Consider the following 24,663-nt stretch of genomic DNA (forward strand, 5'->3'; position numbering starts at 1 on the left):
TGTAAAAATCCGGACTTAAAGCGTTGCCACTGGCTCGTCTCTGGGTCGCTTTCCCAGCTTTCGGTTGCTGAATGCCAACGTATATCACCGTCCTCTAAGTCCAGACTCCAGCTGTTATCTTCGTTCATCGCCTGCTCAATATCATTGGCCAGACTTATCGCTACAGCCTTATTTTCAATAATCAAAATAGACTCAGTATTGAGGTAGGTTGAGCGTAAGTTGTAGTTAAACGAGCCGATAACCGCAATTTTCCGGTCAAACACTGCCGACTTTGCATGCAGACCATAGGCCGCTATTGGTGCACACTTGGATAGGTCTTTAGTCGACGCTGCACATAGACTTGAGTCTGGTTTTAATTCGAATAGCTCTATGCCGCTGTCAAGCATGTCCTCACGTCGCGCGGCATAACCAGAATGATTAGTGACTAAGTCATTAGAGGCTTGTGAATTGGTCAGTGCTTTTACCTGCACGCCTTTGTCGATCAATGTTTGGAACGCTGCTAGCTGGCGATCATCGAATATCAAATAGGCAGATTCTAATAACATTTCTTGGTCAGCTTGAATCGCCAATTCGCCGAGTGTGTTGGCTGTCAGTTTGGGCTTATTGGTATCACTGACATCGATAGGGACTGGGCGGTCAAAAACGAAACGTGCTTGCACCCAAGACAATTCATCCATTGCATTATTTAACAACTGGTAGGCGGTCTCATTGTCTGTTGGTAACGCAGGATAATGCTTGTAGTGGGGAATCGGCATTTCATCTAGCATCGTGAGTTCGACAGCTTCCGCACTATTTTTTGATAGGTTATCGGTTAGCAAATTAACAGGATAAGACCACTGGCTGTTCCAGTATTGGCCAAAGCTAGATTCAATATCATTTACTACTGAACCTGATACTAGAACATCTCGATCGCGGAAATTAATGTCATCAGCAAGGTCAAAATATTCATCGCCGATATTACGGCCACCGACAATAGATAAAGCCCTGTCGACGGTAAATGACTTGTTGTGCATTCGGCGGTTTAGGCGAGAAAAGTCACCCATAAAATTGAACCACTTGGTGAAGCCATTGCGAGTAGGTATCGGATTGAATATGCGGATCGCTATTTGCGGGTGGCGAGCAAGTGTCGCGAGCAAAGCCTCTCGTTCGTTAAGGTTGATATCATCAAGCATAATTCGCACCTTAACGCCACGATCTGCTGCTGCGAGCACGCGACTGGCTAGGTAGCTTCCTGATGCATCGCTGTTCCAAATGTAATACTGGATATCGATGCTGTGCTCTGCTGTTTCGATAAGCGCCAAGCGCTGAGCCAATGCATCCCAACCGCTATCCAATAGCAGGATACCGCTCATTGCAGCTTGATCTTGCGCTTGATTGGGCTCGGTTGGCTCAGGTTTATGCGAATCAATCAATGCCGATAATGTACTGGCAGACTGGGTGACCAACGGCTCAGGCGGATGTTCAATCTCTTCGGGTAATGACGCGCACCCTGCAAGCATGAAGATGAAAAGTAGGGGGACACTGATACGTTGCAGCATTGGCATTTGTTACACTTCCTTTTGTTATTTAACTAACCATATCATTAACTCACGGCTCGCGCCTTACGGTAGTCGCTGTTATCTAAAGCAATCACTAATTTCTTTGGTGAGCCAGCGTCACTCTGGTTCAGCCAAAGTTGTGGTTTTACAATAATAGTCATAGTCATAGTTATAGTAATAGTTATAATAATAGTAAAACTGTAGTGGCCAAAATGAGTTGACCACTACAATACCAACGGCATAATAATAGGCTTTAAGTAATTGGAATAATTTATGTTTTGGCAGTCTCTTTATTTCTCGTTTTCGGTGACCGGCCCTATCTGTTTATTACTGTGTTTGGGTTACTTTCTAAAACGGATCAAATTTCTTAACGACGCTTTTGTGGATAAGGCTTCCAAGCTCGTTTTTCAAGTGACCTTGCCGACGTTGCTATTTTTAAGCATTCTAAATTCCGATCAGTCTGTAGAAATCAACACAACTTATATTGCCTTTGGCCTTATAGCGAATATTGCTTTTTTCCTATTTATCACCTTTGCCTGCAAATTATTGATTAAAGATAAACACAACCATGGTGTCATTATTCAAGGGGGATTCCGATCGAACACTGCGATCATCGGGCTTGCTTATGTGGCCAATGTTTATGGCGATCCTGGCGTAGCTTTAGCTGCTGTTTATGTCGCGTTTATCACTATTTTGTATAATATTTTAGCCGTCATATGCTTAACACCAGCGCAGTCAAAGTTAGGCTTAGCAGGGCTAAAAGAGCTATTGATATCTATTGCTAAAAACCCGTTAATTATTGGTATTATGCTCGGTGTCGTGTTTTTAACGTTAAACATCAAAATGCCAACCATACTGATGAATACAGGACAGTATTTTGCCAATATGACCTTACCTTTAGCGCTATTATGCACAGGCGCGACACTTAATTTAACGGCGTTACGGAGTGACGGTATTAACACGTGGTTTTCGAGCATCTTTAAGCTACTGCTTGCGCCAATATTGATCACAGGTAGTGCTTATTTGTGGGGCTTTAGCCAGCTCGAAGTCGGGTTATTATTTTTTATGACTGCAGCCCCAACTGCCGCCGCGAGTTATGTGATGGCGCGTGCAATGGGCAGTAATGCCAACCTAGCCGCTAACATCATCGCCACGACTACAGCAGGATCTATCATCACTTGCAGTTTAGGTATTTCAATATTGCATAGCTTAGATTTTTTCCCGTAACTTTAAACTAGCAAAAAGGAGGCTTATTTCAGCACGGTGATCTAACAACTGTATACTTTATGATTGGGCTGGTGAGTTCTGTTATAGTGATATAAGTACGATTTTAATCGTGAGCTAACTAAGGAATAAGATAAATGAGTCTGTTACTAGAACATGCGTTGACTGTTTTTATGGCCTTTTTTGCGATTATGAATCCGATTGCAAATACCACTGTTTTTGCTGGGCTAACAGGGTCAATGGAGAAGTCTGAACAAGTTAAAATTGCGGTTAAATCGCTTACTATCACCTTTGTGATTATTGTTTTGTTCTCAATTTTAGGTAAATCAATCTTCCACCTATTTGGGATCACGCTGCCTGCATTGCGGATAACGGGAGGGATTTTGGTATTCCTTGTTGGTTATCACATGCTGCAAGGTAAAAGTTCTAAGCTGCATACTGCAGAAGAAAGTAATGATTCAGATATTGCGGTATCCCCGTTAGCTGTGCCACTTCTTGCTGGGCCAGGCACGATAGCGACAGCAATGAATTATTCATCGGCGGGAGGATGGGGTGAAATTATAATTACCGTTGTCGCATTTGCGGTGTTATGTCTTATCACGCTCTTTTGTTTTATTTTCTCTTCGAAGATCATATCGGCAATCGGTGAGAGTGGCTTGAGTATTGTGACCCGCTTAATGGGGCTCATTTTGGCTGTTATTGGTGTGCAAATGTTGATAGGTGGCGTCACTGCCGTTATCGGTTCGCTAAGCTGATATGCCGACAAGGGTATTGTTGACATGCGCGTGCACACAGATGTTCTTATCGGTGTGCACGCGTTATTTTATCAGTACTGTGAATTACGGATTAAAACGTCGTCAGTTGCAGCATTTTATGTAATCGCTCTAAGGCAATCGGGCTGGCTTTGAGGGTGATACGAATCCCTTTTTCATGATATTCCTCTTCTATTACCTGCATTTTACTGTGGATCTCGCCCATTACGCCGCTGGCGGTGTAGGGGATATCAAAACAGGCCGCGCACATTTTCTTTTCCAGTAAATTCTGAATTTCCTGGTGTACGAACGCCACATCAGCTTTGTCATGCGCACTGATTTGTAGCGCATCAGGGTATAGCTCTAGCAGGGTTAATTGCTGATCTTCAGTTAAACAATCGACTTTATTCAGCAATAATACTTTGTTGTCCAAATCGATATTTAACTGACCTAATACATGGTCAACAATGGCTAACTGCGAGGTGAAGTTTTCATCTGATGCATCAACCACGTAAAGTAATAAATCGGCATTTTTGGCTTCTTCCAAGGTTGAATGAAACGATGCCACTAAATCATGCGGTAGCTTTTGGATAAAACCAACGGTGTCGGAGATTAAAATGCGCGGTTGTGTCGGCGGTTGGAGCGTACGAACCGTCGTATCTAAGGTTGCAAACAGTTTATCTTCAACTAATACTTCGGTATCAGTTAACGCGCGCATTAACGATGATTTACCAGCATTGGTATAACCGACTAACGCCACGGTTAGTTGTTCAACACGACCACTGCTGCGGCCTTCCATTTCGCGTTGTAACTTGGTTAGCTCACGTCTTAATTCAGCGATTTGATTACGAATACGGCGACGATTAATCTCAAACACGGTTTCACTGATTGAACGGCCTTTTTGACGTTCGCGATCGCCACTGTTTTCATCACGTAATCGCGGTGTTAAGTAATTAAGTCGGGCGATCTCTACTTGTAGTTTGGCGGTGCGGGTACGGGCGTGTTTACTAAAAATTTCGATAATAACGCGGGTACGATCGTAAACCTCGACACCTAATGCCGCTTCAACATTACGCAGTTGATTCGGGCTGAGTTCACAGTCAAATACCACCACGTTCGCTTGGCCTTTAATATCGGATGTTGCTAATAGTTGGCTTAACTCGTCTTGGTCTAATTCAATCTGCGCTTCATCTTCTGGTGATACGTCTGTTGATGCTGAAGACTCACCTGTTAATGTGGCTAATTCTTCTAATTTACCTGAGCCTAATACTGACAGCTGTTTAGTCGATCTTTGGCGTTGGGTTTTAGCCCCAATCACAGAAAATCCAAGGGTATTTACTAGGCGGCCTAGTTCAGATAATGATTCATCCACTTCTTGTTGGCTAACACAAGGGGTGCGAATCGCGATTAATAAGGCGCGGCTAACGGAGTGTTCTGTTGTTGCGATCGACATGTCGATACTCATTTAAAGTAATATGGGGTGCATCCTACCCGTTTGTGCTGCGCTTATATATGTATTTCGAGTTTCTATTGCTCGCAAGTCCCATGCTCTGCAGCCAAAATGCTGGTGTTTTTCATTATTAATGATAAATCTATACGGCATTGTGTTTTTATACGTTGGCTCACATTTTTTTATAAAATAATCTTATTTTTCTTTTCCATGAATTTAAATGCTAATACAATCAGTGATATATTCTTCATAGTTAACAATTAACAGGACTGTACACTTCCTCTGTACAGCGTTGAGGAATAGATACGTCCTGCTATAGAACTGTATGTTCAACGTTAAATGATGGATATTTCAGTAAGCGGCTTATGCCAACCAATCATATTAAAAAGGAATATTTAAATGAAAAATGTCACGGTATTTGTGCCAGCCAAAGCAAAGACGATTGGCGGAAATAAAACGGTTAAAGTCGGTACTGGTGAGTACAAAGAGGGGTATTTCGGACCAGAAGAAGTAATGAAAAGCGAACAAAAGTGGGAGCAATCAGGTTGGTCTGACAGAGAAATGGATGGTTTCCAACTCCAGGAAGATATTCAGATAGCATTAAACGATCTAAATAATGACGGGTTTGAAGTGATATCGGTATCTCCAGTGACTTCTGGAAATTATAAATGTGAGCGAGGCACTCCAAGTAACGGAGGCTCGTATGGTTATGGTTTCAGTTATACCGAAGGCATGCTCATCATTGCGAAAAAGGCATAATAAAAAAAGGTAATCGGACGTAGCCGCTACTTTGGCGCTAGGTGCGAGAGTTTTATCGAGACATCATATCAGTTATTTAGTTGAAGCTGTACAGTGCTACAGCGCAGGGCTTTTTATATGTGATTCTTTGTTAAAATAGTACCTTAATACTCGTTTTTAGGTTGTGATCAAGCCTGCCATGAAATCTAGAAAGCGTATAAAAGAGTCATATTGGTTTCTGTATCTGTGCTTTCTTTATTATCCAGAGGCGAGTTGTTATAACGGACAATTACGGCAAACTTCATTGCTAATGCGCCAATGATGTCTGCTGTGATTGACGTTTCAGAGCGTCCTTCGAATACTTCGCCACCCTCGGCAACCAGCATCTGTTCAAACTTAGCACTCCCTGATATCCGAGTTTCAAAATTCATGAGGCCATAAGCCACTATAGTACCGTCGGTATCATAACCGGCTTCAGCCGCACTCTCGTCATCCAAACGCTTAAATTTATAACCGGGACCAAGGTCAATATTAAGCTCTGTCTTATCATTATTAATCAGCTTACGGCCGTAACCGGAAGATATCGTGGTGATGGAGCTAAAACCGGTGAAAGGATCGACTTCATGGTTTGCGGTCACAAAGAGGTAGCTGATAGCGGATAACTGATAGTCACCCTGTAACCGACCAAGATAACGTTTACCGGTGACGACACCAGAATCTTTCTTGTATAAGGCTTCAAGCAAATACTGGTTCTCCCAGTTCCCCCAGTCGTGATCCATATCTAAACGGGCTTTTACTGAGGTGGTGTCAGTATTACCTGTGGTTATCGTGGCGCCTAACTCGGCATTGCCACTAAAGCTATCTTGATGCTGAACCACATCCGTATCGGCTTGAACTGAAAAAGGGGCGGCGATTAAAATAACAGACGCTACGAGCATTTTTATCATGGTAATGTTACTCCGAAAGATTAAGTCCCTTAACACCGAGGTAATAGAGCGCTCACAAAATTCAATCGGTTATAAGTATAATCCACAGCGGCGGTATCGCCCGATTTTTTGCTCCAAGGATAAAATAGTCGATAACGCTTAATCACAAACCACGCTCGCTAAATGTAGTTGACCCTACTCAGGTATGTCTTTATTATCCTGTTTTCCTCTCTATCGATAGAATCAATAATGAAACAACATATACTCGCCGCTGCAATTTTACTTTCATTAACAGGCACTGCGATGGCTGCTGATGGTGACATGGTTGATGTCACTATTCTTGGAACATCGGACATTCACGGCCACTTCATGCCTTGGGATTACGCCAGCGATAAACTCAATATGGTGGGGAGCCTAAGCCAGATCGCAACCAAAGTTAAAGCCATCCGTGGCGAGCAAGATAACGTCATTTTGGTTGATGCGGGCGACACCATTCAAGGTAACTTTGTAGAAACCTTCAAAGATGAGCCGATTGATCCGATGATGTTGGGTTTCAATGAAATGAACTACGATATCTGGGTACTTGGTAATCACGAGTTTGATTTTGGCTTAGATGTACTTAACCGCTCACTCTCACAATTTGAAGGCACGTCTCTAAGTGGCAACATCAAGCGTGAAGATGGTAATCCGTTCCTACCTGCATATAAAATCATTGAAAAATCAGGCATTAAAATTGGTATGATCGGTATGGATACGCCGATGGTAGAAGTGTTTACCGCAGGCACAGATCGCCTTGAGGGCATGACATTTACCAATCCATCATTGGAAGTGAAAAAAGTGATTAAACAGCTTGATGGTAAAGTTGATGCCATTATTCTTGTGGCGCATATGGGACTTGATAATGAGAACAATATTGCCGCCACTGGGGTACGCGATATTGCCAATGATAATCCTGAAATCGACGCGATTGTGGCTGGTCATATGCACACGCTGATTGATAAAGCGACCGTGAATGGCGTGATCATTACTGAACCCGATAAATACGGCCGTGCACTTTCTCGCATTGACCTGCAATTTGCAGAGAAAGATGGTCAATTTACCCTGGTCAACAAAGACAGCTTCACCTATAAAATAAAAGGTGTGGAGTCGGATGATAAAATGGAAGCCTTGTACGCGCCTTACCATAAACGTTTACGTGAAAATGCTAACCGTGTGGTCGCTGAGTTATCCGGTGTTGATTTAGTGCCAGAAAACGAAATCAACGGCATTCCACAGGTACATATTCAAGATACCGGTATCAGTGCCTTGTACCAAGAAGCGAGTATGTATTATGCACCCTTAGCAAATGTGGTTGCGCTGCAAATTGATAACGATTTGGCCGAGCTGGATGTTGGCCAAATTAAAGCCAAAGACATCGCCTATAACTACCAATACGCTGGTGGTGAAATTACCGTGTATGAGATGACGGGTAAAGAGCTAAGCACCTATATGGAATGGTCTGCGGGTTACTTTAATAGTGTGCAAGCAGGGGATGTGACGTACAGTTTCAACCTTGAGCGTCGTTCATCTAAATACTCAACCAACGACTTTTTTGCAGGCTTAACCTACAGCATAGATTTGACCAAACCAGCAGGAGAGCGTATTACTGACCTGCAATTTGCTGATGGTAAAGTGATCACCGACAACACGCCAATTCGTTTGGGCATGAACAGTTACCGTATGGGGCATTTAACCAAAGCTGGTGGAGTACTTGAAGGCCGCAGCTTCCCAGTATTATTTGATACCAAAGAAGTATTTGGTGAAGAGCAAGGTACGATCCGAAACTTGACGATCCGTTACTTAAACGAAGTTAAACACGGTAAATACCAAGGCAAACCGATGAACCGTTGGATGCTAACTGGTTTGGAAGGTTACGCCAAAGAGCGCAATGTAGTTAAAGCCTTGGTTAACAGTGGTGAAATTGATGTACCGAGCAGTAAAGATGGTCGTTATACCAACGTGGCGTCGATTAACGTGAAAGACAAGCTGTTTGCAAGTAAAGCGGAGTTAACTGCTTATCTTAGCCAACTGGACAAAGATCTGAAAGTCGCGACGACAGAGGCTGAAAAAATAGCTATTCAGCGTGATATGGTGATAGCCAAAGCGTTAAATTAATACCGATTACCTTAGCTCTCCTCACCGTAAATTTAGGTGAGGAGAGATGAGGTGTTGTGATTATAGCGAGGCTGTTGCTGGTATGCATTTTCGGCTGATAATAACGGCTCTTACGTTGTCGTATACCCAGTTGAAGATGAAGGCATAAATAGTAATGAAAACCGTGACCACAATATCCATCATAAATGCATCTACGATACTAATAGTTAAAATATAAGCCATCACAGGTACTGTTAGTACCAGTAGCCCCGCTTCAAAAATAATGACATGAACTAAGCGCAGTTTCATGGTTCTTTTGTCTTTATCCCCCGGCAAAAATAGATCGAATATCCAGTTAAAGATAAAATTCCACGCCATGGCAATGCTGGCGATGACGATCATGGTTCCCGATAATATCTGTGGATCATGATTGGTAAAGATGATCAACCCGAGGATGGAAAGAGACACTGCTAATACTTCAAATAGCAGGGCGTGAAAAATACGTTCTAGTGTCGACATGGTTAATACTCTTTATTTTTAATTAATGTGATTACTGGTAAGGACGAGGATTATTCCATTAGTGTGATGTACTGCAAAGTTAACAGCCATCACAAAGTGTGATAGCTTGGTGGATTAATGACAATGCGGGTGGGAAGTTGATGTACAGTTTTGAGCAACTGAAAATATTTGTGTGTGTGTGCGAGTGTGGATCGTTTTCAGCCGCGGCTCGACAATTAAAACGGGCGCAATCAGGTGTGAGCCAATCCATCGCTAATCTTGAGATAGCCGTTAATCAAGAGCTGTTTGCACGAGACAAAAATACCCCGGTGTTAACGGATAATGGTAAGGCCTTACTGCCTATTGCCCGCGCGATCTTGCATCAGCAGCATTATTTTGATCAAAAAGTCGAATCGTTAAGCAGCTGTGATGAACATGAATTGGTGATAGCCATCGATGATAGTGTCATTAATCCGCTGTTACTCGACTTAATTTGTGAATGTGCAGACCGTTTTCCGTTCACGCATATTGAAATTTTAGCTGGCACTACGTTTGATGTTGAGGACATGGTGCGAAGTGGCAGAGCTCAAGTTGGCATACTTTATTTTGATGGCACACTGAAAAGTGATATGGACCATTATATTCTCGGCCACAAAAAGTTTATAACGGCGGTTGCTCCTGAGCATGATTTGACCAAGTTAGCGCAAGTCAGAGAGGCTGATTTACAAGCGCATCGTCAAATCGTGTATCGCAGTGTGGCATATAAAGAGTTGTGGTTTAGCTATGGTATAAGCACTAATTCTTGGTATACCAATAGTCATCAAATGCTGTTCGATCTCGCTAGCCGTGGTGTCGGCTGGGCGGTGGTCCCTGCGAGTATGGCCGCGCCTTATTTACTTGATAAAAGCTTGGTGGCATTGCCTGTGGTATTTGAACCCAATGGCTGGATGACGGCTGTGGGTTGTTTGGTATCGAGAAGGCAGAAGAGTGGTCCGGTGCTGGTGCATATATTGTCAATGCTGCAGACGCAATATGATGTAATGTAAGCCGTTATTATGCACGATCTTGGTTTAGCCTATCTGCGGAGATCGCAAAGGCAATTTTTATCGTTAAAAAATCCTGCAATAAATGCAGGATCTTATTATTGACTAGCTGAATTATTGGGTTTCCTCAACCTCGCTATTGGCCATCGCCACACGTAGATGGGCTTGGCTATTTAACCGATAATCAACATAACCAAATCTGTTTTCAGCGGCGGATGAGCGGCCAATGATCGCGGTTGTGAACAGCATTAATAGCGCGGGTAACAGCCAACTTGCATGGGCATTGTAAAGTGGCAGATATTCAACAAACAGGGCATTAAATGCGACAGGCATTGCCCCCAAAATATTGATCGCATCCAGCACACCAAACAGAGTCGCTGTGATTAGCATTGCGCTGTGGGTAAGGCGCGATACGGTGAATATTGACGCTGCAAAAGAGGCTAAGGTGAGCGCGAGCGCAATCGGACACAATACTAAAATAGCGGGTAGGCTAACCGTTAAGATCTGCGCTAAACCAAAGTTTGCAATCACCCCGGTCAGGACGACAATGATGGTCGAGGTCAAACCAAACGAGGCATTAAAGGTCTTTTGATAATACTCTGCACAGGCATTGGTTAACCCCACCGTGGTTGTTAAACAAGCCATGATAATAATGGCGGCGAGAAACAATTGACCATATTGACCAAATGCTTCTGCGACATAACGCGTTAGGATCACACTACCATTAGTGCCGTGCTCTGCAACCGCCGTCGATGTTGCCCCGACATAACCCATCACGATATAACAAGCCGCCATTAATACAGCGTATATAACCGCAATCTTCACGGCATTCGATGCAATACCTTGCTGACTGGTCACGCCTTTGGCTTTGATCGCTTGGATGATCACCCAACCAAAACCCACTGCAGCAATGGCATCCATGGTCATATAACCTTGAATCAGGCCACTGGTAACCGCATTATGTTGGTAATCGCCATAGGGTGTTGCTGGAAGACTTAAAGGATGAATAAATGCCGCTAAGCCTAACCCGCACAATAGTAAGATCAAGGCTGGTGTTATTATTTTGCCGATATAGTTAACTAGATTACCTGGCTTGAAGGCAAGCAACAGGGTGATGGCAGAAAAAATGATAGAAAAAAGCAGCAGGTGGTCACTTGCAAAAAATGGTTTGATGCCCATTTCATAGGCGACGGTAACCGCTCTTGGCATGCCAAACGCAGGGCCAATAGCACTAAAAAGTAAGATCCAAAATGTGGTTCCTAGCCAGTTTGGTAGTGCTTTGGTTAGGTTATTCAGATCGCCAATACGACCTAATACGATGATGGTAAATGCTGGTAATCCGACCGCGGTGATCAAGAAACCGCCCATGGCTGAAGATAATGATGTGCCTGCATCAAGGCCCATTGCTGGCGGGAAGATCAAGTTACCGGCACCGAGAAAGAGGGCGAAGGTCATGAGGCCGATGACTAAGATGTCTTGTTTTTTCAAATGTGTACCTGCAAAAATTAAGGTTATAGACAAGCATTGGCAGTGCTGCGCAATGAGCTATAAATCCATGATGGAACGTGGTTCCGCAGGGTTACTGAAAGAAGATATTTGTTGAATAGTATCCCCCGTCAGCAAAGCTGACGGAAGAGTACCCGCCAGCCTAGTGAATAATCACTAGAATAATAGCGGTAATAATTTGTGTTTGTTGTTTTATCGGCATAGTCGAAGAGTCGGCCCAGTGGTGTGCTACCTGGGTCGATGCTAAGTGTTTTTTAACTTTATGTGTAAACAAGCTTGAGTACATAACTTAACAACTTCTAATATGTGATTTAATTAACATTTACAGCATATGAATAAACGTAATGCTTGTAAATAACTTTTTTATGTTTTTATGTTTTTTAGCAAATATACATGCGCCTGCTCCGCTTTCCAATTATCCGCCAGATAACCATTTTCAAGTGCTATCTCAGCTTGTTGAGCATGGCTAAATCGCACTAATGAGTTAGGCCATTGGCCATGGCTGAAAGGCTTAATCTGTACCTTGGCATGCTGAGACTTACCGCTCTCGTTGACTGCAATAATAATGATATTGCCCGCCAACTCGCGCTGCCAGAAACGTATTCCGTCAACAACCCAACTCGTGGAATTTTGTCTCGGCGCTGCAATTAAAGGGCCCAATGTGGCCAGATCATGCATTAATTCGCGCATATAACTTGCCGGTTTTGGCATATGGAATAACGTATACCAACCAGTAACGGGATCAAGGTCATCGGGCTCACGGTAAGGCCAAAAGAACAGACCATTGGAGCCTTGCGCGATAGCTTCAAATGCCTGTCCGCGGATCTGCTCTCGTGATTGGGGCAGGGATGCTGGAACGGGTAAGGGTGGATTGTCTAAATTGGCCATGATCACTTTGTATCTGGCATCTAACCACTCCTGCAGCCGCGTTTTCTGCTCCGGCGACTTTGCTTTATTAATAATTTTTAGCACATTGTGACGTGGTGAAATACTGATACTGTCTTTTGCTTTAAATCCCTCATGGGTATTTAAAATCGCCACCCAAGGGGTATCTGTTTGCGCCATGACCCGTTTGTAGAGCGCTAACGCCTTGGCCATTTCAGAGGCTTTACCGTGATAGAACTGGCGCATATCAACCTCACCAGCCTCGGCATAATAACGCTGATACCAATGCGATGAGATGATGGGATGGAATGGATCTAATTGGCGTGCCAGCTCAACAAAGAAATTATAATACTCAGCAGGGATGTCATTAGGACTGGGTTCATCCCAAAAATACCAGGCAAATAATGCCGGTTCAGCCATTTGAGTGGCGATCCGCGTAGCAAAGGCGATCACATCGCCATTATCAATCGACTTTTCATTAATATGAGAAAAAACCATTAAGCCATGGGCATCGGCTTGCTGCAAATAATCGGTTATTTGGGGCTCGGGTAAGCGGCGTAATTTATAGTCATGCACGACATTAAAGCCAAAATCAGCCACCTTGGCAAACGACGTCGGCTTCACGTAATACACGGCTTGCGGGAAAAAGGCTTGGCCATCAACGCTACTCTCATCCATCGAATAAATGACTTCTGTTACTTGAGGATGGTAACTGAGTAAATGGGTATGGGGCAGTTCATCACCTTGGAGTTGGATCTCTATCTGATTTAATCCCTCAGACCAAGCTGATGATGGCGTATAGCTAAATACCCGCTCTTGGATACTGGCATTGTTAACCACGTTGCCATTAACGCGTACTTGCTGGAGCTGTTTATCAGTAAAGTCAGCCTTGCTGATATGTACGCTGGCATTTGCATCCGCGGTATAACCAGCGCTGATCAACTGTTTAAACTGTGAAAATTGAGCGAGGCGTTGCTGATATTCCTGACTTTTCGCTGTTAGTGCAAATTTACCGCCATAAATCACGATGAAATAATCAAATATCTGACCATTGTTAAGCTGTAATTCAATTAAGTTCATGCCCATAGACCATTTGTCGATAGGTGAAAAAGAAATACTTTCACCATCAACATGCCACAGACTTGTTGCTAACGCGGCATCTGCATAATTTACTTGGGCGATATCATTAACGGATACGTCGTTTGGTAATGTGAATAGCACTGAATGTTGATTCGCTGCTGGGGTAATATAAGCAATATCATGCCATGCTTCTATCGGGGTATTAAAATTGGCAGCCTGCTTATCTCTTGGGGAGGCGGCATTAACCGTTATCGATGTTAAGCATGCTGCAATCAAGGTTAACCACACTACAAGCAAGTTAAACCACTTCGTTTTTTTCTGATACATATAAATAATGCTTCCCTTTCAATGTCACAACCAACAGGCAATCACTTGTGCCGCGTAAACTGACGTTAGCAAATAGAATAACTCAAAGGTAACCAATTGAAAGTAAATGAAGGTCTATTTATGATCCAAATCATAGCTTTTAAGTTTTGAAGTTAAGTGAAAGCACTCAGTAGTGATGATCACCCTGGCATATATCGGCTCACGCGCTTGTTGATGCACTGTGTCTGCCACGACTTTTTTGTTTGGCATCAGATGGCAATAAAAAAAAATCTCAGCGGCTATTATGGCTATCAACAAGCACGTTTGGCACCGTTTTTTGCATAAGCGTAAACCTACATTCGCGCCAATTAATGAAGCGATTGGGTTTATGTTAGCTACACTAATATTGGTGCGGTGATAATTAAATTTTTGAAAATAAAAACTTAAGAAAGGGTCTATAAATGAAGCAATTATTTAAGGTATGTACAATTGCTGCAGTTGTTGCTGCTAGTTTTACCACGGCATCAGTATCGGCAGCAGAAGAAGCAGTAACACAAATATTGTTCAAAAATGTGAATATTTTTAACGGTATCGATAACAAGCTTTACAAAAACTCGCATGTATTAGTTGAAGGTAACCTGATCAAATCAATCTCAACTAAAGACATCAAAGTAAACAGTGATGCAATGGTGATTGATGGTGCTGGACGTACATTGATGCCGGGTTTAATTGAAGGGCACGGTCATATTAATATGAATGGTAGCTCTTTAGCGGATATTGAAAATAACCGCAGCTGGGAAGAGCTGGCAAGTCGTGGCGTCGCTAAAGCAGACATGTATTTTAAAAATGGTTTTACTAGCTGGCGTGATGCTGGTGGTATGGCAACTGGCCTTAAAAAAACCATTGATGCCGGTCTGTTAAATGGTCCGCGCATATATCCAGCTGGGGCTTTTATTGGCCCAACGGGTTCACACGCAGATTTTCGTAATTACACCACCCCGAATGAAACGGTTTATGGTGCTAACTCTGCGGGTTCACGTCTGGGTATGACATTTACCGCTGATGGCGTTGACATGATTAAAACAGCTGCGCGTCAAAACTTCATGCAAGGCGCGACTCAAATAAAGATCATGTCTAGTGGCGGCGTAGCTTCAGCATTTGATCCGTGGCAGCTTGATGCTTATTCGGCGACCGAGATCCAAGCTGCGGTGGAAGTTGCTGATGCTTATGGTTCGTACGTGATGGCACATTCTTACAGCAAAAAATCAATTATGCGTAATCTTGAAAATGGTGTCAAAACGATTGAACATGGTTTTATGTTTGACGCTGAGATAGCTGAATTAATGGAAGAGAAAGGCGCATACATGACCACGAATATGCATGCCTTTTCTCCTTACCTAGGTCAAATTGAAGCGATTAGCTCAAGCCCTGCTGCTGCACGTAAAGCGGCATCAGCACAAGCTGCCTTTGGTGATTTTGTCGAAAATGTGAATAAATACCAGCCAAAATTTGGTTTCCATTCTGATTGTGTTGGTGGTGTTGATTCTTGTCAAAAACAAACGGCCTATGAAATGTCAATTAGTGCTGAGCTGTTAGGGAACTTCTTTACCTTGAAATCACTAACATCTGTAAACGGTGAGATTTTGGCGCTATCGGGTGATGTATTAAATCCATACCCAGAGGGTAAATTAGGTGTTGTTGCTAAAGGTGCATATGCTGACTTATTATTAGTTGACGGTAATCCTTTAGAAGACATTACTGTGATTGGTGCTGACCCTCAATGGTTTGATGCTAAAACACGTGAAGCAGGTGATATTAAAACCATGCGCATCATTATGAAAGATGGCAAAATTTACAAAAACACACTGTAAGTTTGCAGCAGCTAAAATAAGGTGCACTATGGCATCTTATTTTAGTGATTATTTTACACAGTTGTATAAAAGGAATTATCCTACTGAAAATACTAACGGCTAAATTAAACCAACCCATTGCGCTGATTAAAACTGGGCAAGTGAAAAAGTTTGTTGAAATGTTGCAAATGGTTGAAAAGGATATCTATCCAATTATTGAACGAGTTGGTTTACCTGAAAAGGTATTAAATACCGCCCATCCTTACATTCCTGAAATTCCAGTGCGTTTGTTACTCGCCGAAATATTTAATGTCTGTGGTATAAAAACCTATCAAGAGGTATGTTGGCGCGCATGCCGTGAATTATTTATCCCCTCCATGTTAGATAAAGTCAGTGATGCTCAAAACCTACAACAGTTATTAATTGAGTATATTAACATCCTTAAAAATGAATCTACCCAATTCAAACTGTCACTAGAGAATGCTGTCAATAAAACCTGGTTAGTACGGGAAAAAGCGTTTGCTGATGACGCTTGGTATTTATATGCTGAATTATTCTCTATGGCTTATATGATCGAGCTTATCCGCGCCGTTACTAAGGATAAGTGGTCCCCAGCACAAATTTCAATTCAAAGTAACGAGCCAGAGCTCTTTAAGCAGCTACTCTGGGCTGATAATAACCAAGGCGCATTACCACAAATATTCAGTGAACGTGGTGTTTGTGCTATTTGTATCCCTGATGAATTATTGAGTGTTACCTTCAAGCACCAGCATACTTGGGTTAAACCCGTTAAAGATAAAGATGCGCCTAGCGATTTTATTGGCTCATTAACGATTGCTCTGCCAGCTTATCTCAATGAGGGGAAATTACCCATAAGTAAAGCAGCAAGAATGACGGGGATGAGTGTCCGTACTTTTCAACGACGATTAGATACATTTGGTTTAAATTACACCCAGATACTCAAGAAAATACAATTGCAAGAAGCACAATATTATTTAGCCCATACCGATGTCACCATTACCATTATTGCCGTCGGTTTAGGTTATTCAGATACCGCTCATTTCTCGCGTGCTTTTAAACGCTTGTCAGGAGTCACACCGAGCCAGTATCGTTATCAATGTAAAAATAATGCGATGTCGTCAAATGGTAATTAATAATATGGAATTCATTTAATATGAGCCCATGCAATATTTGTCAATTTACTGAAGGTTGTTATGAAATTTAATCCGTTTGTACATATTTTTACGCTGAGCTTATTCGTCAGTCCGTTAGTTTATGCTGACACATCTGCCCCTTCTTTTGGTAGCCCTAATAGTGTTGAAAATACCATCAAAGATAATAAAAAAAGTGCGCAAAAACCATGGCGTCAAGCGTTGGCTGACGATCACGGTTTTACTTTTGGCTTGGATTATAACGTACTTGCGCTTGGTGCAACGAATACCAAGGCGGGTACTGACGATAACACGGCTTCAGGTGTGGCTCGCTTTTATGGTGCCTGGGACTTAATCGGCCAAGCATCGGGTAATACCGGTGGCATGGTATGGAAAATTGAACACCGTCATTCATATACTGATACCGATCCAAAAAGTTTTGGCATGGGGAATGTGGGAATGGCGGGAATATTTGCACCGAGCTTTAGTGACCAAGGCTTGCGAGTGACTAATCTATATTGGGAGCAAAAGCTCAATGGCGGTAAAACCAACTTCATGGTTGGCTTTTTAGATACCACTGATTATGTTGATACTTATGCATTAGCCAGTCCGTGGAGCGGGTTTACTAATTTAGCATTTAGTACCGGTGCGGCATCGATTGGCTTACCAGATGACGCCTCGTTAGGTTTCGCCATTGGCCATATGTTTACTGATAACTTTTATGGCATCGCAGGTATTTCAGACGGTAATGCTGATTCAAGTCATCCTTTGGATGGTTTTGATACTTTTATAAATGATAATCAATATTTTAAAACCGCTGAACTGGGCTGGACGGCATCTCAAGAGCATGTCTATACCGATAATGTGCACATGACGTTTTGGCACTTAGATGGTGGTACAAAAAACAGTATCAAAGATAGCCAAGGTATAAACTTTTCAGCAAGTTATTTTGCAACAGAGCGAATTATGCCGTTTGTTCGTGGCGGTATAGCCGAGGGGGATGCGTCATTACTGTCAAAAACCTTGGTGGCTGGTTTTGGTTATTTTGGTTTGGGCCCTGAAGGCAATAATTTAGGTTTTGCAGTGAACTGGGGGGAAGTCAATGAAGAAGCTTTCGGTAACGTTGCAGATGACCAATACATTGCCGAGATCTACTACAACATGGCTATCGGTAAGCATTTAAATATTACCCCGGATATTCAATATATTAAAAATCCAGCATTAAACAGTGCCGATGAAAACTGGGTATTTGGTGTGCGCATGAATATGAAAATTTAAAAATATGATCACAGCGTTATAAATAGGAGTATCGACTCTTTCATCAAGGACAAAAAAGACTGCAGATCAAGTTGCTAAGGAATTAGCCAACCCGAATACTGCACTCGCGGATCTATTTTAAGCGGTTATTTAGGTTCTGGCCCCAAACGTAAACGCGCTTCATAGTCGTCGTAATAATCTCTGTCTGTTAATAATTCCGTTAGTCGCTCTACGCTGAAATCTTGATTATTAAGTCCATTCTCTAAACGCTGTAAGCAATGTTTAATTGCTGTTGCTTCATCTTGTTCTAAATATTCACGGCACAAAAATAACGGCGGTAGGCCATAAGCAAACGAGGCTAATTGTGCAATGTGCATGGCGTCGAGTGATTGTGTTAATTGTACGAGAGAAGCGTTAGCTGTTGATAGGTTATCTTGACAAGTATTAGGCATTAAAATCGCTCATGTAAGAAAGACCTAAATAGTCTACATCAAAATTATTTTGATGTAGACTATTTATCTGTCTGTTTAGCACCTTAGTGGTTATTTTACGCTCAGGGGCGTTAGAGGAAGCTAAAGCGCGTTTTTGGTAGTGACGATATTGGTATTTGCCACCAAGGCCGCGCTAGTGATGATTTAAAAATTTGTCTCTGAGTAAGTTGATCATGGTGCGGGTTTTTTGGGGTAAAAATTGTCGCGATGAATATATCAAGGTCATCGAAATTTCTGATTGATAAATATCCGGTAGCAGATGAATTAATTCGCCTTGTTTAATTTGCTGTTGTACTAAAGTCATCGGCAGCAATGCAATACCATGTCCCGATTGCGCCATGTGATTAATTAAGCCTAAATCCTCTGACATTAACCGAATATTTAACCCTTCAGGCAGTAGGCTGGGATCGTTGTGACTGGTTAAGATCGAATGGGCAAACAGATCGTTAAGACATTGTGGTTTATCATGACTTTTCAGGTAGCCTGGTGAGCAAAGTAGTCCTTTTTTAGAAGGTAAGAAAACCTGTTGGACGTAATCTTCATTAATGATGTCGAGCACATCGGGCAATAATTGCAGGTCTATATTTTCACGTTTCAAATCCACACTTTGGTGACGATGAAAAATCTCTAAGTTGATATCTGGAAACTGTCGTGCATAGTCATCTAACAATTCTGAAAATAGCGCTGAGGCAATAAAGGCTGCGGGTACGGCGATACGTAATACCCCTTGCAAACTTTGCTGCTGGTTTTTAAGTAAAGAGATGGCTTGATTTACATCGCTTAAGGGCTGATTAATGTGTTGATACAGTAAGCGTCCATGCTCGGTCATTTCTATTTGCCGAGTGGTACGGATAAGTAGCTGGCAACCCAGTGCTTTTTCTAACTCTTGTAATCGTCGACTTACCTTAGATCGCTGTAATCCATGGGCTTGTGCCGCGGCACTAATACCACCATGCCTGACTGTTAATATGAATAAATACAGATCATCCATCGATGCTTTCATTGTTTGTCCTATTAATGAGACCTAAGTGGGGTGTTAATCATTCTATTTAATCAAATGAAATGTTTCTATAATCCCGTGCAGTTTTATTCTCAATCGGAAATTTATATGCCTCACACACAGTCCACCTTTCGTCGCTGGATGCGCAGCCTTATTCTACTCTTCATTATCATTATGGCTTACATTATTGTTGCCGATAGATACGCGCCGCTGACAACCGAGAGTCGTGTTTATGGTTATGTAGTGCAAGTTGCGCCTGAAGTCTCTGGGCCTATTACCGAAGTCGCGATCCGCAATAACCAAGCCGTTGAAAAAGGTCAGTTGTTATTTTCGATTAATAATAGCAAATACATTCTCGCGGTTAATAAAGCGAAAGTGGCGTTACAGCAAGCTTATGAACAAGAGACGTCGTTGTACGCTCAGGTCGAAGCGGCCATCGCTAACACAGCGAGTAGTAAAGCCAGTTATATCAATGCAGCGGCGGAGTATCAGCGTATCAGTAAGTTGGCTAAAAAACAGCTAGTTTCCGTGTCGATGCAAGATAGCGCTTATGCAAAATATCAAGCTGCGCGCTCGACACTGCATGCCTATCAGCAGCAAACGCTGGCGATTAAAGCCAAGTTGGGCGAGGTCAGTGGCGACAGTTCACTGGTGATGGCGGCGAAAAATAATCTCGCCCAAGCTGAATTGAGTTTGTCACATACCCACATTTTTGCGCCTAACAAGGGGGTGATCACCAATCTACAGCTTGAGGTCGGGGCGATGGCTACGGCTAATCAACCTATGCTGACATTTATTTCCAGTGATTCATTGTGGGTTGCTGCCGATTTTCGTGAAAAAGCCACAACGCTTATCAGCAAAACATCTGCTGCTTACGTCACTTATGATGCCCTGCCGGGACAAGTGTTTGATTTTACCGTTGCCAGTCGTGATTTTGGGGTGGCATCTGCGCAGCAAACCGCCAGTGGTCAGTTAACCGCAGTGGAAGTAAGTAATCGTTGGGTGCGAGATGCACAGCGCATCAGGGTTAACCTAACCAGTGAACAGGCGATTCCTCCTCAACTGTTTGTCGGGTCGCGCGCGACTGTGGTGCTTTATCCTGTCGACAATGTGTGGTGGCAAACCTTGGCAAGCATACAAATCAAGCTTGCTGGTCTACTGCACTATATCTATTAAGTTGACGTTGGAGAGTAAGATGAAAACGATGCGACTTTGGTTTGCTTGTGTTTTTGGCTTAGCGCTAAGTATGGTTTTTGGTTGGTCGTATGGGTTTTTTGTGGTGTTACTGCCGACGTTTATCATTGCCCGTTCTGATTATTGGCAGTGGGGCTTAATCAACCAAATGGTTGTCGGCATTATTTGGGTTAGCTTGGAGGTTAATTTTATTTCCGGGTTTTTTCAACCTTACCCCTTGTTGATGACCGTCGCCGTGGCAATTTTATTTCTGAGCAAATGTATTGCCATGACCAAACCAAGCAGTTATTTGTTTGGGTTTACCGGCTTGCTGGTAGGCTCTATTGCGCTTAACTTTATTAGCTATTCGAGTTTTGATAGTGAAGATTTCACCCTCACACTGTGGGTGAGTGCGTTGGCGATATACCCGATCTGTGGGCTGGCGTATTACTTGTTTGCCGAGCCAGTGCAAGCCGAAGATAATAAATCGCAGCATGGTAAACCACAGGCAAGTAATGCGGCTGTGCAACACGATCATATTGGTTTGTTGCGACAAATCGCGATGGGTTGGACTATCTCTATGTTGGCTTTTGTTATTTTTCAGTTTGGCGATCTGATGGATTCGGTATCTGCGCAAGCATCTATTTTTATTGTCCTCACACCAATGACATTTATCGGCTCAATGGCGGCGGCCAAAGTTCGTATTATTGGTACATTGTTGGGATGTATTGCTGGTATGGTGATCCAATTAGGCTTATCAAGTTGGGCCAACAATGGCCTGTTATTTTTAATGGCGTTTGCGATCGCGGTTGGCTTTTTTGCCTGGTTATTAGCCTCAGGTGGGGTTAAATCTGGGTTTGGATTCTCGGCGATGAGTGCGTTAGCCGTACCGCTAACCACTGCTTTTCAGCCGGGGCAGAAAGATGCGTTCTTTTCTATTCTTTATCGTTTCAGCTCGATCACCTTTACGGTGGTGCTAACGTCGCTGGCAATATGGATCGTCCATTGCGTTTTAGTTAGACTAATTAAAGCGCCGAATGAGTATGCTTGATTGGTAACAATAGTAAGATTATCTTGGCTGGTATTAGACATTAAAACTATTAATTACTGTTGATTATCTGCCGGTTAAGTCTGCTAATGACGACTAATTGAATTTTAGCATTATGATCATGACTCGCTTTGGGCAAAGTACTGCACGATAAAATCGATGAAGCTGCGTATTCTTGATGGCAAGTAATCACTTTGTTTATATAACGCGTACATGGGTAAAGTGCGTGGCGGATAGTTTTCTAACAAAGGGATTAACCTTCCCTGGCTGAAGTGTTCTGTGACCATCCAGATCGGCAGCGCTGCAATGCCGTGTCCCTGCAGGGCCATAGCTAGGATCATGTTGGGACAATCACTTTTAAATGCTTCAGATATCTTGATATTTTCAACTTCACCGTTTAAGTTCAATACTTGCCAAATATTAGATGGCGGCATCAGAGAATAGCTAATGCAGTGATGAGCGCTTAAGTCAGAGGGCAGGTTTGGTTTTCCTGCTTTGTTTATGTATTCAGGCGAGGCGAAGTAAGCCACTTGGTGCTGTAATAAGAAGCGTGCTTTTAGGCCCGAATCTTTTAAATCGGAGGCGCGAATAGCGATATCAACATCACTACGAAAAAGGTCTACGTGTTGATCATTCACCGACATGTTAACCACTAAGTTAGGATGAAGTCTCATAAACTGGCTGACGGGTTGGGTTAGCATATGGTAAGCGAATGCACTCGGTACTGAAAGTTTAAGTTCACCTGATACTTGTGCTAGTTCGCCTTTAAGCTGTGATTCGGTATGCTGCATTTCATCTAATAACTTCTCGCAATACAGTGCATAAGGTTTACCTTGTTCTGTCAAACTTACTTTGCGGCTGTTTCGATAAAATAATGTGATGTTAATATTTTGCTCTAACCAAGCAATTTTTTTACTGACTGAACTTTGGGTTACGTTGAGGGCATCGGCAGCTGCAGTAAAACTGCCGACTTTAGCGACTTGAACAAATACTTGCATGCATTCAAATTTATTCATATTTATTCCAATTCATTTCAATCTCGATCTATTCCATTTGGGAATCATAGCTAGTTAAAATATAGCATTTATCCTACACTTTTAGGATGTTTTAATTAACCCTTATTCGCTAGGCAATCAATTAATGATTAATCAAAAAGTAAGAGAGAACTTATGAACATTGCAATTACCATTTTTTTAAGTATATTTTTTCTATTCGCCAGTTCAATTAAAACCTTAGGCTGGCAAAAATTTATTTTTGAGACCCAGCTTAAATTTTTTCAGAAATACGGTTTAAACCGTAGCATTATGTTTTTGGTTGGCATTGTTGAGTTCACTGGCGCAGTATTACTGGTGTTGCCGTTAGTGACAGAGTTAGCGCCGTTATGGTCAACATTGGGTGCTTTGCTTATTACTGGTACTTCTGTTGGCGCGATATTTTTTCACTTCCGCTTTGATACTTGGAAAGATGCATTACCGGCTATTGTGACATTAGTATTATCAAGCTATCTGTGGGGGCAATACGCTTTGGCAGTTATCTAAACCAATAAAAATGCCGGCAACATAATAACCGGTCTCGTAATAGCTAGCATGGTAACAATATTTATATTTCGATATTTATGGAAATGTTTTGACGTGCGATAATATTAACTGTATATTTCGAACATTCCAGAAATATAGAGATTAATGATTATGTTCAATATTACACAAGCAATGGTGATGGATACTTTAGGTATGTTTGCCTTCCTCGCCGTAGAATTAACGGTACTTTTTTTATTGATTAGTTACGCGGTCGGCGTATTACAAGAGTATATTCCGCCAGCAAAAATCCAACGTATTTTGAGTGGTAAAAACGGTAAAGGCTATATTGTTGCGGGTTTACTGGGGGCCATTACCCCGTTCTGTTCTTGTTCAACCATTCCTTTTCTAAAAGGACTGTTACGCGCTAAAGCGGGCTTTGGTACTATGCTGGTGTTCTTGTTTGCCAGTCCGTTATTAAACCCGATCATCATAGGTTTATTTGCGGTGACATTTGGCCTGAAAGTAACCGCATTCTATTTTACTATCGCGATGGGGGTATCGGTGATTGCGGGTTATACCTTAGAAAAACTGGGCTTTGAAAAGTACGTAAAACCACAAACGTATATTGAAGCCGAAGCCAAAGGTTGTGCCACTGCGTGTGGTGGCAGAAAAGCCCCAGTCAACAAATGGAAGAAAATTTGGATCAGCACATGGGCGGATTTTAAAACGGTATTACCTTATTTGGTTGGTGGTATTGCCTTGGGCTCGATGATTTATGGTTTCATGCCAACAGAACTTGTGGCCCGCTTCGCCAGTGAAGATAACCCGTTTGCGATCCCAGTTGCGGCAGTCATTGGTATACCACTTTATATTCGTGCAGAAGCGGTGATCCCATTAAGTGCAGCGTTGGCAGCAAAAGGCATGAGTCTAGGAGCGGTGATGGCATTAATTATAGGTAGTGCAGGCGCGAGTTTAACAGAGGTCGTTTTACTTAAATCTATCTTCAAAAACCAAATGATTGCGGCGTTCTTATTTGTAATTTTGGGTATGGCAATCAGCGCTGGTTTCCTTTATCAGTTTATTTTCTAAGCGATATT

The 24,663-nt window shown here is 42.5% G+C and carries 21 protein-coding genes; 12 read left to right on the forward strand and 9 right to left on the reverse strand.

What is annotated here, in order from left to right:
• Positions 1 to 1,544: phospholipase D family protein (locus QNK26_RS09795; RefSeq protein ID WP_319222568.1), on the reverse strand; the 1,544-nt coding region annotated here is incomplete at its 3' end.
• Positions 1,545 to 1,811: 267 nt separating this feature from the next.
• Here QNK26_RS09795 and QNK26_RS09800 point away from each other — a divergent pair.
• Together QNK26_RS09800 and QNK26_RS09805 are read left to right on the forward strand one after the other, a co-directional pair.
• Entirely contained in the window at positions 1,812 to 2,765 is a 954-nt protein-coding gene (locus QNK26_RS09800) for an AEC family transporter (protein ID WP_319222570.1), read from the forward strand.
• Positions 2,766 to 2,899: 134 nt separating this feature from the next.
• On the forward strand, positions 2,900 to 3,517 hold the full coding sequence (locus tag QNK26_RS09805; protein WP_319222572.1) for a MarC family protein: 618 nt from the start codon (positions 2,900 to 2,902) through the stop codon (positions 3,515 to 3,517).
• A 91-nt stretch (positions 3,518 to 3,608) separates the two neighbouring features.
• Here the strand turns inward: QNK26_RS09805 and hflX are convergent, their stop codons facing one another.
• Positions 3,609 to 4,967: a GTPase HflX gene (hflX, locus tag QNK26_RS09810; RefSeq protein WP_319222573.1), complete on the reverse strand. Its 1,359-nt coding sequence runs from the start codon at positions 4,965 to 4,967 to the stop codon at positions 3,609 to 3,611.
• 396 nt (positions 4,968 to 5,363) lie between these two features.
• On the opposite strand from hflX, the gene QNK26_RS09815 reads away from it, so the two are divergent.
• Positions 5,364 to 5,723, forward strand: coding sequence for a hypothetical protein (locus tag QNK26_RS09815; RefSeq protein WP_319222575.1), 360 nt, complete (start codon positions 5,364 to 5,366; stop codon positions 5,721 to 5,723).
• A 185-nt stretch (positions 5,724 to 5,908) separates the two neighbouring features.
• On the opposite strand, the gene QNK26_RS09820 is transcribed toward QNK26_RS09815, so the two are convergent.
• Positions 5,909 to 6,649 carry a DUF481 domain-containing protein gene (locus tag QNK26_RS09820; RefSeq protein ID WP_319222576.1) on the reverse strand — a complete coding sequence of 247 codons (741 nt, stop codon included), beginning with the start codon at positions 6,647 to 6,649 and terminating at the stop codon, positions 5,909 to 5,911.
• A 228-nt stretch (positions 6,650 to 6,877) separates the two neighbouring features.
• Between QNK26_RS09820 and QNK26_RS09825 the strand changes: the two genes are divergently transcribed.
• Positions 6,878 to 8,782: a bifunctional UDP-sugar hydrolase/5'-nucleotidase gene (locus QNK26_RS09825; RefSeq protein WP_319222578.1), complete on the forward strand. Its 1,905-nt coding sequence runs from the start codon at positions 6,878 to 6,880 to the stop codon at positions 8,780 to 8,782.
• Between the two features lie 60 nt (positions 8,783 to 8,842).
• Here the strand turns inward: QNK26_RS09825 and QNK26_RS09830 are convergent, their stop codons facing one another.
• The gene (locus QNK26_RS09830; protein WP_319222579.1) at positions 8,843 to 9,280 is read right to left on the reverse strand and encodes a PACE efflux transporter; all 438 of its coding nucleotides are present in this window, start codon (positions 9,278 to 9,280) and stop codon (positions 8,843 to 8,845) included.
• Positions 9,281 to 9,420: 140 nt separating this feature from the next.
• Here QNK26_RS09830 and QNK26_RS09835 point away from each other — a divergent pair, with 140 nt between their 5' ends.
• Complete coding sequence (locus tag QNK26_RS09835; protein ID WP_319222580.1) at positions 9,421 to 10,305, forward strand: LysR family transcriptional regulator; 885 nt, start codon at positions 9,421 to 9,423, stop codon at positions 10,303 to 10,305.
• Positions 10,306 to 10,416: 111 nt separating this feature from the next.
• On the opposite strand, the gene brnQ is transcribed toward QNK26_RS09835, so the two are convergent.
• Together brnQ and QNK26_RS09845 are read right to left on the reverse strand one after the other, a co-directional pair.
• Positions 10,417 to 11,790 carry a branched-chain amino acid transport system II carrier protein gene (gene brnQ, locus QNK26_RS09840; RefSeq protein ID WP_319222583.1) on the reverse strand — a complete coding sequence of 458 codons (1,374 nt, stop codon included), beginning with the start codon at positions 11,788 to 11,790 and terminating at the stop codon, positions 10,417 to 10,419.
• Between the two features lie 381 nt (positions 11,791 to 12,171).
• Positions 12,172 to 14,100, reverse strand: coding sequence for a hypothetical protein (locus QNK26_RS09845; protein ID WP_319222584.1), 1,929 nt, complete (start codon positions 14,098 to 14,100; stop codon positions 12,172 to 12,174).
• A 440-nt stretch (positions 14,101 to 14,540) separates the two neighbouring features.
• Here QNK26_RS09845 and QNK26_RS09850 point away from each other — a divergent pair, with 440 nt between their 5' ends.
• The 3 genes from QNK26_RS09850 to QNK26_RS09860 are packed head-to-tail and all read left to right on the forward strand — an operon-like array spanning position 14,541 to position 18,358.
• The gene (locus QNK26_RS09850; protein WP_319222586.1) at positions 14,541 to 15,950 is read left to right on the forward strand and encodes an amidohydrolase family protein; all 1,410 of its coding nucleotides are present in this window, start codon (positions 14,541 to 14,543) and stop codon (positions 15,948 to 15,950) included.
• Between the two features lie 44 nt (positions 15,951 to 15,994).
• A complete protein-coding gene (locus QNK26_RS09855) occupies positions 15,995 to 17,083 on the forward strand; it encodes a helix-turn-helix domain-containing protein (protein WP_319222587.1) in 1,089 nt (362 codons plus the stop codon).
• A gap of 60 nt (positions 17,084 to 17,143) precedes the next feature.
• Positions 17,144 to 18,358, forward strand: coding sequence for a carbohydrate porin (locus tag QNK26_RS09860; protein ID WP_319222588.1), 1,215 nt, complete (start codon positions 17,144 to 17,146; stop codon positions 18,356 to 18,358).
• A 125-nt stretch (positions 18,359 to 18,483) separates the two neighbouring features.
• On the opposite strand, the gene QNK26_RS09865 is transcribed toward QNK26_RS09860, so the two are convergent.
• Entirely contained in the window at positions 18,484 to 18,789 is a 306-nt protein-coding gene (locus QNK26_RS09865; RefSeq protein WP_319222590.1) for a hypothetical protein, read from the reverse strand.
• 172 nt (positions 18,790 to 18,961) lie between these two features.
• The gene (locus QNK26_RS09870) at positions 18,962 to 19,831 is read right to left on the reverse strand and encodes a LysR family transcriptional regulator (protein WP_319222592.1); all 870 of its coding nucleotides are present in this window, start codon (positions 19,829 to 19,831) and stop codon (positions 18,962 to 18,964) included.
• 105 nt (positions 19,832 to 19,936) lie between these two features.
• Between QNK26_RS09870 and QNK26_RS09875 the strand changes: the two genes are divergently transcribed.
• Positions 19,937 to 21,004: an HlyD family secretion protein gene (locus tag QNK26_RS09875; RefSeq protein ID WP_319222593.1), complete on the forward strand. Its 1,068-nt coding sequence runs from the start codon at positions 19,937 to 19,939 to the stop codon at positions 21,002 to 21,004.
• Positions 21,005 to 21,023: 19 nt separating this feature from the next.
• Positions 21,024 to 22,052: a DUF2955 domain-containing protein gene (locus QNK26_RS09880; protein ID WP_319222595.1), complete on the forward strand. Its 1,029-nt coding sequence runs from the start codon at positions 21,024 to 21,026 to the stop codon at positions 22,050 to 22,052.
• Positions 22,053 to 22,168: 116 nt separating this feature from the next.
• On the opposite strand, the gene QNK26_RS09885 is transcribed toward QNK26_RS09880, so the two are convergent.
• Positions 22,169 to 23,065, reverse strand: coding sequence for a LysR family transcriptional regulator (locus QNK26_RS09885; protein WP_319222597.1), 897 nt, complete (start codon positions 23,063 to 23,065; stop codon positions 22,169 to 22,171).
• 153 nt (positions 23,066 to 23,218) lie between these two features.
• Here QNK26_RS09885 and QNK26_RS09890 point away from each other — a divergent pair, with 153 nt between their 5' ends.
• On the forward strand, positions 23,219 to 23,587 hold the full coding sequence (locus QNK26_RS09890; protein ID WP_319222598.1) for a DoxX family protein: 369 nt from the start codon (positions 23,219 to 23,221) through the stop codon (positions 23,585 to 23,587).
• Between the two features lie 150 nt (positions 23,588 to 23,737).
• Positions 23,738 to 24,655, forward strand: coding sequence for a permease (locus QNK26_RS09895; protein ID WP_319222600.1), 918 nt, complete (start codon positions 23,738 to 23,740; stop codon positions 24,653 to 24,655).
• Positions 24,656 to 24,663: the final 8 nt, after the last annotated feature.

The organism is Moritella sp. (genome assembly GCF_033791185.1).
GTDB lineage: Bacteria > Pseudomonadota > Gammaproteobacteria > Enterobacterales > Moritellaceae > Moritella.